14 protein-coding genes are annotated in these 13,323 nt (G+C 46.2%); 4 read left to right on the forward strand and 10 right to left on the reverse strand.

Translation table 11 applies throughout. The features are described from left to right. Nucleotides 1-777 precede the first annotated feature (777 nt). The 10 genes from FEF09_RS29085 to FEF09_RS29120 form a co-directional block, all read right to left on the reverse strand. Nucleotides 778-1,026, reverse strand: coding sequence for a TlpA family protein disulfide reductase (locus FEF09_RS29085; protein WP_261387890.1), 249 nt, complete (start codon nucleotides 1,024-1,026; stop codon nucleotides 778-780). Between the two features lie 5 nt (nucleotides 1,027-1,031). Then, nucleotides 1,032-1,298 carry a hypothetical protein gene (locus FEF09_RS29090; RefSeq protein ID WP_146308330.1) on the reverse strand — a complete coding sequence of 89 codons (267 nt, stop codon included), beginning with the start codon at nucleotides 1,296-1,298 and terminating at the stop codon, nucleotides 1,032-1,034. A gap of 35 nt (nucleotides 1,299-1,333) precedes the next feature. Beyond that, entirely contained in the window at nucleotides 1,334-1,756 is a 423-nt protein-coding gene (locus FEF09_RS29095) for a hypothetical protein (protein ID WP_222597254.1), read from the reverse strand. Nucleotides 1,757-1,889: 133 nt separating this feature from the next. Continuing rightward, the gene (locus tag FEF09_RS31185; RefSeq protein WP_186774608.1) at nucleotides 1,890-2,060 is read right to left on the reverse strand and encodes a hypothetical protein; all 171 of its coding nucleotides are present in this window, start codon (nucleotides 2,058-2,060) and stop codon (nucleotides 1,890-1,892) included. A 31-nt stretch (nucleotides 2,061-2,091) separates the two neighbouring features. Beyond that, a complete protein-coding gene (locus FEF09_RS29100; RefSeq protein WP_146308332.1) occupies nucleotides 2,092-2,970 on the reverse strand; it encodes a RagB/SusD family nutrient uptake outer membrane protein in 879 nt (292 codons plus the stop codon). Next, a complete protein-coding gene (locus FEF09_RS31190) occupies nucleotides 2,925-3,101 on the reverse strand; it encodes a RagB/SusD family nutrient uptake outer membrane protein (protein ID WP_186774609.1) in 177 nt (58 codons plus the stop codon). Before FEF09_RS31190 ends, FEF09_RS29100 begins: the two co-directional genes overlap by 46 nt. Before the next feature lie 11 nt (nucleotides 3,102-3,112). Then, nucleotides 3,113-3,307 carry a hypothetical protein gene (locus tag FEF09_RS31195; protein ID WP_186774610.1) on the reverse strand — a complete coding sequence of 65 codons (195 nt, stop codon included), beginning with the start codon at nucleotides 3,305-3,307 and terminating at the stop codon, nucleotides 3,113-3,115. A gap of 223 nt (nucleotides 3,308-3,530) precedes the next feature. Then, entirely contained in the window at nucleotides 3,531-6,947 is a 3,417-nt protein-coding gene (locus FEF09_RS29110; RefSeq protein WP_261387889.1) for a TonB-dependent receptor, read from the reverse strand. Nucleotides 6,948-6,985: 38 nt separating this feature from the next. After that, nucleotides 6,986-8,140, reverse strand: coding sequence for a FecR family protein (locus FEF09_RS29115; protein ID WP_186774611.1), 1,155 nt, complete (start codon nucleotides 8,138-8,140; stop codon nucleotides 6,986-6,988). 65 nt (nucleotides 8,141-8,205) lie between these two features. Next, complete coding sequence (locus FEF09_RS29120) at nucleotides 8,206-8,754, reverse strand: RNA polymerase sigma-70 factor (RefSeq protein WP_315898200.1); 549 nt, start codon at nucleotides 8,752-8,754, stop codon at nucleotides 8,206-8,208. A gap of 349 nt (nucleotides 8,755-9,103) precedes the next feature. Between FEF09_RS29120 and FEF09_RS29125 the strand changes: the two genes are divergently transcribed. From FEF09_RS29125 to FEF09_RS31200, 4 genes are all read left to right on the forward strand, one after another. Beyond that, nucleotides 9,104-10,312: a hypothetical protein gene (locus FEF09_RS29125; RefSeq protein ID WP_146308336.1), complete on the forward strand. Its 1,209-nt coding sequence runs from the start codon at nucleotides 9,104-9,106 to the stop codon at nucleotides 10,310-10,312. 2 nt (nucleotides 10,313-10,314) lie between these two features. After that, the gene (locus FEF09_RS29130) at nucleotides 10,315-11,421 is read left to right on the forward strand and encodes a T9SS type A sorting domain-containing protein (RefSeq protein ID WP_186774612.1); all 1,107 of its coding nucleotides are present in this window, start codon (nucleotides 10,315-10,317) and stop codon (nucleotides 11,419-11,421) included. Between the two features lie 574 nt (nucleotides 11,422-11,995). After that, on the forward strand, nucleotides 11,996-12,469 hold the full coding sequence (locus FEF09_RS29135) for a UpxY family transcription antiterminator (RefSeq protein ID WP_146308338.1): 474 nt from the start codon (nucleotides 11,996-11,998) through the stop codon (nucleotides 12,467-12,469). Nucleotides 12,470-12,905: 436 nt separating this feature from the next. Next, nucleotides 12,906-13,061 carry a hypothetical protein gene (locus tag FEF09_RS31200; protein WP_186774613.1) on the forward strand — a complete coding sequence of 52 codons (156 nt, stop codon included), beginning with the start codon at nucleotides 12,906-12,908 and terminating at the stop codon, nucleotides 13,059-13,061. Nucleotides 13,062-13,323 lie beyond the last annotated feature (262 nt).

Here is a 13,323-nt window from a genome sequence, read left to right on the forward strand (position 1 = left end):
GTTAGCGAATAATCAGATCGTTGTTCGTGAAGATGACTATTATACACTTTACTTTTCTTTAGGAGATCTGAATATGGTACTGGCGGAATCAACGTCAGGCAGCAATAGCTTTGAAATAATGCTTAATAAGAATCCGTATGGCGAAAAGTTTCCTGCTGCAACAAATCTCTGATTGAACAACTGGCCTCCATCTTAGGTGTTAGCTATTCGGTAACTATCTGCTTTTGCTGCGTGAATTTGATAAGAAGATATATTCGTTAGCGGATAGCCGCTCTTTCAGAAAGGAACATTTTATTTCGGTGCTGGCGATTGTCGGAGAGGCTGTATACAAACACATGCCGCGGAGTGGTTTATGGAATTAAGCGATCACGATGGTATAACATGGACGCCTCATTTGAGAATACGCGGGCAGAACATACATTTTTCAGTCTATTTATATGAAGATATCTTATTGAAGAGCTTAACGATGTCCATCTTCTCGCGGAGATTTACGAAACTATAGCAGAGATAGAAAAGAGAAATTTGAAATAAGAACTGCATATTTAAATACAAAAGGCGTCTCGCTACCAGCGGACGCCTTTTGTATTTAAATCAACTTTGATTATTGCTTATTCGCCAGTGAAATCATCGCAGACACTTCACTTACTGCCGCATCTTCTCCGGCCGTAAAACCGTAAAGCGGAAACGGATATTCCCGTTTTTATCAATCACAAACTTGGTGGGGATCCCTTTACCTCGTAACTGCTCACCACCTTATTTTCACCGTATTGGGATCTTTCAGGTCCATGAGTACCTCGAATGGATAATTATTCTGGTAATAAATTTCTTCGCGCTGGCAGCCGCATTCTCTTCCTTCTCCCAGGTATGCACAAAGAGGAATTTTACATTCGGATCATCCTTGTATTTCTCCATGGCTTTTTTCATGGAAGGGAAGGAGGCTTTACAAGGACCGCACCACGTAGCCCAGAAATCCAGCACAACGGTTTTACCTTTTAGGTCGGCCAGAGAAACGGTATTACCATCCACATCTTTCAACGTGAAGTTGGGTGCTGGCTGTTTAATGATCTGTTCGCCATTTCTTCTTCCACATTACTGTCCAGATGCCCTTTCAGGGAATCCAGATATGTCTGGAAGCCACTGCCGCCTCTTACTTTGGTATAGGCCTCTTCCAGTTGTTTTCTGGTAGTTGGGTTCAGGAGACCACGCCCCGCCAGTTTGCTCAGTTTTGCATAAGCGGTGTCATAATCGCCTTTGCTTAGCAGGATCTTCGCGTACATTTCTGTCACTGAAGGTCTCACCGGATCTTCTGCTGTTTCAGCACGACGGATGTAGATCAGAGCGAGTCATATTGTTTTTCTTCATACAGACAGGCAACATAGGAGCTGAGATAACCAGCATAGCCCGTGGCGGCAAATCTGGCGCCATTTTCGTCTTTACGGGTGGTTTTGAACTCCCAGGCGTCATCCACCGCTTTTTTCAGCAGTGGTTTAGCTTCCGCATAATGACCCTGTTTGATCAGTCTTTCGGCGGTGCCTGCCCATCCCTGTCCCTTCCAGAATGGGGATTCGATGCTGTTAGCATATTCCAGTGCCTTTGGAACATTGCCCGCTTCCGTGTAAGCCATACCCACCGCATTGCGGGCGTAGTCATAAACGATCCTGTCCGGACCGAACTTCTTTGGCGGGTATTTTTTGAGCCATGCGAATAAGAGCTGTTCTTTTTTCACAGGGTCTTTTTCATCATAAATGGTCTGCACTGCATTATTACGCTCAATAATACCCCCTGGGAAGCGTTTTTCAGCCGCTTTACGGATAGAGTCTGATACATTTGCCTTTTTCAGCTGATAGATGAAATTTGAGGCTGTAATCCAGTTTTCTTCTTTTTTTGTTTCAGGAGGGCGTACATTTCCTGCTCCAGTCTGGAGCGGTCAGTATCACTACCTTCAGCAATGTCTGATAATGTTTTGTCAGTGTGTCTGCTGCGGGTTTTTTCTGGGCATGGGCGGTTTGGATGCCTGTGGCCAGTACAGCACTGAGTAATACGGGAATTGTTTTTCTCATATACATCTGTTTTTAAGGGTCGGGTTTAGGTTTAGTATCCTGAGTTTTGTGTCAGAGCCGGGTTTGCAGTGCGTTGTGCATCCGGAATCGGGTACAGAATGTCTGTCACATTCCAGGTAGCTGGCCGCATACCACCGATTATATCGTCTGCACGGGTTTTATCCGCCGGACTGACAATACTCGGTGTACGTTTGAGGTCAAACCACCTGTGTCCCCATTCTCCGAAGAGTTCTGCTTTTCTTTCCTGTTCGATAGCCAGCAGCACCTGTCGTTGGGTAAGGTTATTGTCCAGCATCGGCAGCCCAGCCCTTCTACGGATGGTGTCTGCATCTGCAATGGCTCCGCTAAGGTTGCTGAGTTGTGCACGTGCTTCTGATCTGATCAGGTATTGCTCAGCAAGACGGAGCACGACGTTAAACTCATTGCCGGTGGTTGTGCCGGATGGCAATACACGCAGCTTATATTTGGTCATCACTTTATAGTTAGTACCTCCGATCACGGTCGGTGCTATCCAGTTGGTTTTACGCAGATCGCCTTCCTCCAGACTGTTGTACAGAGTATCTGTCACGCTAAAGGATGGCACGGTACCACTGGCAGCGGCAAAACTTCCCCCGGCGGCATCTGTATTGCTCGTATAAATAGAGAGGCCCGTCAGGGTGGCCATCTGCCAGATGATCTCATTACTTGTATTGACAAATGCCGTGTTCACATCAGGGCTCAGGCTATAAATACCCGAACCGATCACTGCACTGGCGGTCGCTTCGGCATTCTGCCAGTCTTTCGTATACAGGTAAGCTCTGGCGAGTAGGGCATTGGCTGTCTGGCGGTTTACACGGGCCCTCAGTATACTCGGATAAGTATCGCTCAAAGCGCAACAGCGTCCTTCAGGTCTGTGATGATACGTTGCCATACCTGTGTAGCAGGCGTTCTGGCGAGAGTAGCGTTACCGATAGGATCATCTGTCAGTGGCAGCGGGACTGCTCCGTAATAGTTCACAAGGTGAAACAGGACAAAGGCTCTCCAGGTTTTGGTTTCTCCCAATAGCTGGTTTTTTACAGCCGGGAGAGGGAACCGCTCCTTTCTATACCTGCCATCATTGCATTGATCTGCGAGAGGGTATAGTAAGGATAGTACCAAAGTAGATTCGCGATATTGCTGTTGGTGATGGTAATAGCATTCTGCCTGAACTCGTCATAGTTGGGAGAAGACACGTTATTCTGGATCTCGTTGGCAGAGAGTCCGGGCAATACTGTCGCCGGAAAAATGAAGGAACGCGTATTGCTTGCATTGTAGATCCCAGCACTGCACTGCTGGCAGTAGCATCCGATTCAAAGCTTTGATCAAGACCTACCTGATTCACCGGCGGACCAATCTCCACCAGTTTACGGCAACCCGTGAATGTGCAGCCGGTTAATAACAAACCGGCAATGATTTTCTTATGTATAGAAAGATTTAACATGAAAATTCAGTTTAAAATGAACAGTTAACACCCAGTACGATCGTTCTCAGCGGAGGCAACGCAATAGCGCCGGTTCCGAGTCCGGGTGCACCGCCGGATACGCTCGTTTCAGGATCGAAAATGTACTTGTTCTTCGACCAGGTGAACAGGTTCTGTGCTTCTGCATACACCTTGAAATTGCTGGCTTTTATCTTTCTCAGCCATGCAGATGGCAGATTGTAGGCCAGACTGGCAGAACGCAGTTTCAGGTAACTGGCGTCCCCCCACATTGCTGTAGAGCTGCTGTATTGCGTATACGCCAGATAAACAGGTGTGCCGGATGTAGAGGTAGCGGCAGGGTAGGTCGCTGCATCTCCGGGGTTTCTCCATCTGTCCAGCAGGGATGTATTCTGATTACTTCTGCTGCTGCCAACCGGCGTACTGAAACTGTTGGTAGATCCGTTTCTGTGATTGAACTGGAAGAAGAAAGAGAAATCAAACTGGTGGATCGTAAAGGTGTTGTTCAATCCTCCAAAGAACGGTGTACCCGGATGGATGATTTGTCGGTCGTTATTAAAGTCGACCGCGCCGTCCTTGTTCAGGTCCGCATACTGCGGTGTACCCGTTGCCGGATCATAACCCGTATACACATACCTTCTGATCAGATCAATCGGTTCGCCTATAAGATAACTGGTCGCATAGAATGACTTTTCAATACCCGGGAATGAGATCAGCTTATTCTTTGGGAAAGTCACATTGAAAGAGGTCGTCCAGCTGAAATGGTTACGTTTGAAATTAGTCGTGTTCAGCTCCAGTTCAAGACCGCTGTTCTGTACTACCGCCGGTAGGTTTACGGTATAGCTGTTATAACCTGCCTGTGTTGGCAACGCGGCTGATAACAGTTGATCGCTGGAACGGTTACGATAATAATCAGCAACCAGCATAATCCTGTCTTTCAGGAAGCCTAATTCTAATGCCAGATCCAGCTTGCGGTTGGTCTCCCATTTCACACCCGGATTCGGCAAGGTAGCACGCGCCAGAGCTGTCTGCCCCTGATAAGTCCCTGCAGAAGACAGGAGAGGCAGATAGATATAGTTGACGATCTGGTCGTTACCGGTTGTGCCATAGCTGGCTCTCAGTTTACCATAACTCAGCCAGCCGATATTGTCAGCAACAAAGTTTTCCTGTGTAAACAACCACCCTGCACCGATAGCGCCGAAATTGGCGATTGCATTATCCGGACCGAATCTGGAAGAGGCATCGCGACGGAAGGTGACATTGAGCAGGTACTTCTTCTGATAGTCGTAATTAATACGGCCGAAGAGAGAGGCGTATTTATAATCGAAGTAGTTGTTATAGCTGACAGTTGTAAGACCGGCGCCGATAAGTGTGTGGAGCAGTGCTTCACTGCTGTAGTTGGTGCCGGCTATGTAGTTGCCGTTGGACAGGCTTCTCTGTATTGTTCCGCCTACCATGACATTCAGCTTGCCCTGCGCCAGATCGCGGGTATAGTCTATAGTGGGTTCTACGATATAGTTCTGCGTTTTATTGGTCGTAAAGTTGGCCGAACTGGTTGGGTTGTTCGCCGGATTCTGACTGGATGCAGGCAACGTAGTATTCTGCTCAAGTTGTGTGGTCGTGTAACCGAGGTTCACTTTCACGTTCAGGTCTTTGATGACAGTATAGCGCAGATTGGCATTGGCAATGAAATTGGTCGTATTGCCATTGTATTCTCTTTTGAGTAATGCCAGTGGATTGTTAAAGCCCTGTGACCATGCCAGTTTGCCCTGATTGTCATACAACGGCATATTAGGTGGCAGATTATACAGGGAGGTCAGGTCTGTACCGGGTAAGAAGGTCTTATCATAAGAGTAGTTACCCGTAATCGCTGCATAGAATTTATTATCCGCAGAGGTGTGGTCAGCAGAAAGTCTGCCGGTCATACGGGTGTTATTAAAATCTCCGTCGTAGACAGTAGTTTCTTTGTGATAACCGCCACTAAACAGAAAATGTGTTTTTGCATCTCCACCGGAAACGGAAGCTTCTGCATTGGTACTACGTGCCGTACCACCCAACAGGAATTTCTGCCAGTCGGTATAAGCATTCTGATCCCATACAGTCAGTTCCGGCGCATTGGCCGTATTAGGCGTAAGGCCATCATTTTTGAATGCTTCTTTACGCAGATCGAGATATTCCTGCGTATTCATCATCGGAATGAAGCGGCCGACCTTTCCCGTACCTGTATAAACATTGGCATTGAATCTTGTTTTACCTGCTTTCCCTTTTTTAGTAGTGATCAGGATGACGCCATTCGCACCACGTGCACCATAAATAGCTGTAGCATCGGCATCTTTCAGGATGTCCATACGTTCGATGTCGTCCGGATTGATCATACTGAACGGACTAATACCTCCGTTAGCACCGCTGGTGCCCCAGGCATTCAGGTTATCATTAACGGGTTGTGCGCCGCTGAAATTGGTGAATGGTACACCGTCTATGACATAGAGAGGTAGGTTACCATAGCTGAGGGAGCCCTGACCGCGGATCTGTACGACCGCTGCGCTACCCGGTAAACCGTTCTGTTGTGTGATCTGCACACCGGGAATACGGCCCGGCAGTGCCGCCAGTGGATTTGCTACCGGCTGTATACCTATTTCTTTGGCAGTGATACTGCTCACTGCACCGGTATTCATTCTTTTGGTAGTTGTACCGTAACCAATAATGACCGCTTCATCCAATGCTCTCACCTGTTCAAGCAGCACAGCGTCGATCGTGGTTCTGCCTTTCACAGCAACCTGTTGTGGCTGATAGGATAAATAAGAAAATACGAGATAAGCATTCGCCGGCACACGGGGAATGGAATATTCTCCTTTTTCATTGGTCATAGCACCAAAAGGAGTTCCCGGTACGACTACGGAAACAGACGGAAGCGGCCGGCCGGACACATCTCTTACAACACCGCTGACGGTAATGTCATCGACAGGAGCTGCATTGGCTTCCGTCTGTTTTTCTTTGGCCCGCACGGCAATAAAATTGCCGGAGCGGGAATAAGTGAATGGTTGGTTATTGAATAATTGTTTTAAAACCTGATCGAGATCCTGGTTCTGGGTACTGATATTCACGGGCGCCGCTTGTTTCAGCTGACTCTTCGTGTAGATAAAACTCTGTCCGGTCTGTTTTTCGATCTGCCGGAAAGTTTGTTCCAGTGTACCGGATTTAATAGTCATACTGACTTTCTGTGCATAGGATTGTCCCACGAGTAACAGGCATCCCAACAGGATGCAAAGGTGTAAACATTTTTTACGAACATGTCTGACGTCTGACGAGCGCAGACAAAGCTGTTTCCATGACTTCTTTTCAGGCATAGACTCTGGTTGATTGTTGATGAATAAAGCCACCGTCCGGGTGGTTGATAATAGACAAATCTTTCCCTGCTCATAAAATCTCATAGATTTTATAAGGATAAATATCGCAGTGGTGCATGATCCTACCTGATCACGATAACCTTTCGGCCTTCGATTCTGAAGTGCACGAGATTTGTCATCTCCAGCAGATTCAGTAGTTGAGACACCGGGACATCTCTGGGAATTCTGGCAATGAATTCATCGTTTACGTTTGTCTGATACTCAACTTCTATGTTATAATAGCGTTGCAGTTCAGTCATGATAGTCGGAATATCTTTCCCATTGAAATAGAAAAGGCCTTCCTTCCATGCCAGTACTTCTCTTATGTCTGCTCCAGTCGTAATTTGTATAGTACGCTCATTGTTCACGACTGCCTGTTCACCCGGATGGAGCAATTGCCTTGCATTGGTGGTGGAGATGGCAATAGCTCCGCTGAACAGGGTTGTTGCTGTTTTCTTATCTGGCCCGAAGGCTTTTACGTTAAAACTGGTACCAAGTACCTCTATAGTCGATTGATCTATGCCATTCTTTACTTTGAAGGGTTTCCTGCTATTGGCTGCTACTTCAAAATATGCCTGACCGGTAATAGTAACTGTCCGCTCATTGCCACTGAATGCGGTGGGATAGGTCAGGGCTGACGCTGCATCTATCCATACTTTAGTATCATCTGCCAATACGATGGCCACTGGCTGACTGCCGGGTGGCACTTCTATGGTATTGGTGGTGCTTGTATTGTCGGCACCATTATATACAACCTGTCCGTTGGCGTTCATACTGATATTGACATTGCCCTGCATGGCAAGGGGGCCATTACCGGTACTGTCCAGTAGTATTTTAGTGCCATTGCTCAGCGTTAATACAGCATGATTGCCCGCAGGGGCCGCTACATCATTTTTAAACCTTTCGGCCTGAGGGGCCAGTACAGGATGCTGTAGCGTACGGTAATAATAATACCCCCCGCTCAATAATATGGCCATGCTGGCGGCAATCGCCCATCTTCGCCATCTGAACGGTACAACACGGGCTGCCGGCCTGTCTATAACAGCCTGTATCCTTTCGCGGATCGTATCACCAAGCATCTGACGATTACCAAGTACGGTCTCATCCCATTCCGTTGGTGCCCGGAAGGCGTTAAACAGACGGTTATATTGTATCAGTTCCTCGTCCGTAGCGGTACCTGATACGATTTTTTCCGTCAGCAATAAGAGTTCCTCTTTGGTCATGACAAATGCATTCACATAACTAGGCAATTGAAAATGCCCTTACCCCTAAAGCAGGGGAAATATTTTTTTAAAGCTGTCCCTTAATGATAACAGGTTACAAAGGGGATGATCAGGAGGGCCAGCAAATGTGGCTCTACTGCTGCGCGGATACGCTTTAACGCGATGGTTTTCTGTGCTTCGACCGTTTTAACGGAAATATTGAGCAGTTCGGCTATCTGCTGGTTACTTAACTGACCGTCGCGGCTGAGCAGGAATATTTCCCTGCATTTGTCAGGTAAACCGTTTACCGCATGCTGGATGATGGTCTTGAGATCAGTCAGTTCCAGCAACTCCTGAGGACCAGAAGGCGTGACTATTGTGAGTTTGGATAATTCCTGATAAAAATCTTCCCTGATGTTCCCGGATTTAATATAATTGGCCACTTTAAACCTCACTGCCGTGCGCAGATAGGAAGGGACCGTCTGTATATCCAGTTGATCACGCTTCTCCCATAGCCAGGCAAAAATGTCCTGTACTATGTCCATACATGCACTTTGATCGCGTAAAAGATAATAAGCTGCCTGATACATAGCTGACCAGTGTCGGGTATATAGTATGTCAAAAGCATCCATATCACCTCTCTTGAGCATCGTTATCAGCTCCAGGTCACTATAAGTATTATTGCTGTTACCTCTCAAAGTTTCCCACTTTCTGCTGCTAAAATATATAAACAGCAGAAGATTCCGAAAACATACAATAAAATATTATATCGCTCTGCTTTTCAAAAGTACGTTTAAGATAAAATGCTATCCGAAACGGTTAAAATCCTGACAGTGCTTTCAGAGGGGACATCCTACATTTACAATTGTAGCGAAAGTTTTGTGTGTTAATCTGACACTATAAATACATTTAATATCCTATATCATTATGTGAGAACTGAATTGATTCCACCCCTTAATCTTTTTTCTTATTCTCTCAAATAATCAAACCCATAACCGTATGCTCAAATTTACATGGACATCCGTCCTGTCCTTGTTCGCTGCGTTTACTGCTTTCGCACAAACGAACATAGCGCCACAGGCGACAGCAAGTACTTCTTATGTTTCCTCATGGGAAACGATTACAGCCCTTAATGACAACTATACGCCGGCCAACTCTAATGACAAGAGTCATGGGGCGTATGGTAACTGGAATAATCCCAATTCCATTCAATGGGTACAGTATGACTGGTCACAGGCATTTTCTGTGACGTCCGTCCAGATCTACTGGTTTGACGATGCCGGAGGTGTACTTACTCCTACCACTGCCTATCTTGAATCATGGAATGGTACTGCCTGGGTGAACCTCGGTAACATACCATTGCAGAAGGATGCGTTCAATACGCTGAATTTTACTGCTACTTCCACGTCAAGATTACGCGTATCCATGCGTAATACCTCACAATCTACCGGTCTGCTGGAATGGCGGGTGACAGGAATTCCCGTTTCCACCGGTGGAAATGGCTATGCATATACATGGACGGTTTATTCTCCGACCATCAGCTATGATTTCAGGAGCGAGTACCCCAATCTGCCTACACCATCACAGATATTGAATGATTGTCCGCAGGTAGTGGGTACACAGTCCTCCGATTGGTGGACATTCCGTTGGGGCCCAAAGAAAAAATCTGTTGTTACAGCTGCTGCCATTACACCGATGCTGGCCCGTCTTAATAAAGATTTCCGGTATTTCCGTGATACAATGGGATGGCCTGCAGATATAAGAGCAAGGAATGGCTATAAGAGTGCGGTATATCTCTATGGTTCTGGTCTCTGTACCGACAATGCTGACAGTACTGCACTGGGTGGCTGGCAGAGTGCTGTTTATTACAATGGTCAGAACTGGCCTATCATTCTCGCTTCCTACTATCCTGTTTATGCGTTTGACCCTGCTTATACCGGCAGCGATGCTGCTTATCAGCAGAGTGCCATGACGCACGAAGGTATCCATGCTATGTTGGCCGATCTGCCGGGTGTGAAAAATGCTGCCTGGTTCCATGAGGGAGGTAATGTCTGGTTCCAGCAGACAGCCGATGCGAAACGCTCCGGAAACTTTAGTTCGCTGGGCTTCCTGAACGGTACTGATTTCATCGCGCCATTTATGCCGATAGAATGTTATTCCGGTTGGTTGCAGGATGGCAGTTTTGGTGGTCCGGCAGCAGAAGGGTGAACATGTTCAATGGCGGTCAGCAGATATGTACGTGGAAAACATATCTGGGTGGTCACCAGTACAGTTCTTCATTCCCGACCTTTCTGGGCAATACATTGGGCGATAATGCAGTTCCATGGATATGGAGATATGCTTCGTCCCGCGTATTGGAAGGCATCGCCGGTGGTATAGGTGAAGCACAAACGCGTCGGCTGATTACAGAATACAGGTCAAAACAGGCACTGGTAGATTTTGGTAAATGGAAGAGCGCCTGCGTGGCATTGCTCAATAATGTATTCGGTAACTCCATCGGAGCCGAATGGCAGCCTTCGTGGTTGAATCCTGCGCCATGGATCGCAACACCTTACGCGAAGACCACCAACAACAATGGCGTACTGACGCCTGATACAACCACCTTACCGGGATGGTCGGGTGCGAACCAGATTCCGCTGACAGTAAATGGAAGTACAGTAACGGTGAATTTCCAGCCCATCGGAGCAAATATGACCTGCCAGCTGGTATATTGGACGACCACCGGTCAGCCGGTATATAGCCAATATGTTTCCTCAGGGAACGTCACACTGAATCTGACTGCTCCGGCAGCCAACAACGTAGTGATTGCAGTTATTACCAATACCAATTACCTCTATCAGGGTGAAACGACAAGAAAGACAAAATATGACTACAGACTACAGCTGGTAGCTGGTATTTCCGGTGCTGCCAGCGTAAATACCAAATGGTATAGCGCTGCATTGCTATCATCAGCCAGAACAAGCGAAGTAACCAATACTGCGGCTGTACAAACAGGTATTGACTGGTCAACCTATTGCAGTCAGCCATTTACCGGACAGCCACGACATGAGGAGTACAAAGTGATCACGACGCAGCCATCCTTCCAGTTGTTTCCTAATCCTGTGACTACAGGTGAGGGGGTGCAGGTGCGCTTTAAAAATCCGAAAGGAGAGAAAAGTTTAGTTACGGTGTATACGCTATCAGGTAAGGTCGTATTGCAGCGAATCTCCACTGCTGAGCAATTAACAGTGGAAGGTAAATCATTACATCCGGGTATCTATCTGGTGAAGATTTCGAATTCCACAGTAAATGCAACACAGAAACTGATCGTGAATTAACGCCATCATAATATTATTATACGCCCCGTAGTGCATACATGCTGCGGGGCGTTTTCTTTGTTATAAGATGAAAAGAACGTTAACAATTTTTATGAATCAGGCGTTGTCCGTTGTGTCTGCCATGGTTTTTAGTGTATGTGTAACACAATGCACAAATTATAAGTACAAGATTTTAAATGGCTAAAGATTCTTCTCACAAAAAAGAAGTACATACACTGCTTTGCTTTACACAATAGAAATAATAATGCGGCGTTTTTTCATTATGAAACGAAGATGATCCGCAGATAGATTTTTGCTTGACAGAAAAATTAATTGTATCATTGTGACCGTAGGAAAAAAATGTACAGGCCCTACTTTAACCCACGGAACCCGACGTTAGAGATTTATTAAGGCTATATCGGTAACATTGCCGGCGGATAAGCGACCACACTTATCTGAATGCAGAATCAATACACAGGTTTTATTCGATGTAATATTTGAAAAGATAAGTAGATGTTACTTGTTGTAGCGACAGCTCTGTCTTTTTCAGTATAGTTAACCAGCTAATCTTACACAACCACATCTATTTAGACCTATGAGTAACTTCGTGCCGGGATGGCGTGTAATTTACACCAGGCCCAATCAGGAGAAACGTGTTTCGGCCCGACTTCATGACTTGAATGTCGATGCATTCCTTCCATTAACCAAAGCCAGACATCAATGGCATGACAGGGTAAAAGTGATAGAAACACCTTTATTCCCCTCCTATGTTTTTGTTAATCTGCACAACGTTGCCGAGCTGAATAAAGGGCTCGGACTGGATGGTGTTGTGAAGTATGTCAGATTCGGAAGCCGCATTGCCACTGTTGAAAACACAGTCATTGATAATATCAGACTGGCCATGAATACCGCACTTCCTATGGAAGTAACTGATACCACCTTTCAGCCCGGACAACACCTGGTCATCACAGAAGGTCCACTCTCCGGATTTGACTGTGAGCTGATCGATTTCAAAGGAGCGCAAAAGGCGCTCGTCCGCGTACAACTGCTGAACAGAAATTTTAGTTGACCTGTCCCTTCAAGCAGTCTCCCTTTAGCGAACTACAACCTCTATTTCTAACTTTTTACGGATGAAACTTAACAGAGCATATTTGCATGCTTATGGCCTTTTTGTGCCCTTGAGTATCCTGGCTGCACTTGGCAATACAGGTGTAGTGTATATGATTAACAGGATTGTACAAGACCTTTTCGCTGATCACCCATTGACAACGAAACTATACTTCACTACTTTGTCGCATCCATGATACTGTTGATCAGTTGCAGGTGGATCGTCGCCAGAGGCGTCATCAATTTCACACAGGATATGTTATACAAAACCCGCAGAGATGTACTAGGTAGGTATTGCGCTCTTCCTACAGCCAGCTGGCAAAGCGGAAGAACCGCATCTATGTGGGCCTGACGAAAGACGTGGAAAATATAGTAGTGGCGTCAATTAATATTGTGATATGCGAACCAATGCGGCGCTGATCGTTATCTGCTTTGTGTACATGGGAATGTTGTCGTGGAAGTTACTGGTATCTATGAGCTTATTGCTGGTATTTACTGTTACACTTTACCTGTTGAGTGTCAATAAGGTAATCAACTGTTCCGTGCTGCCATGAAACATAACGACAGTTCGTACATCACCTTAATGAAGTACTGAATGGTTTCCGGGAAATTGTATTGGAACCTGCAAAAGGAAGAGATATCGCAGATATCCATGTTCATCAGGCTTAGATGGTGTGGCAGATCAGAGTAAAAAGGCGCAGGTCCATTTTCTCAATAATCGTATTGTTGGACAGATCGCCTTTTACATCTTTATTACCCTGACTATGCTATACCTCGGCACCGCATTCGGCGTAGGCAAGTCTACCCTCGTCAGTT

It is taken from the genome of Chitinophaga pinensis (assembly GCF_007896845.1).
Classification (GTDB): domain Bacteria; phylum Bacteroidota; class Bacteroidia; order Chitinophagales; family Chitinophagaceae; genus Chitinophaga; species Chitinophaga pinensis_C.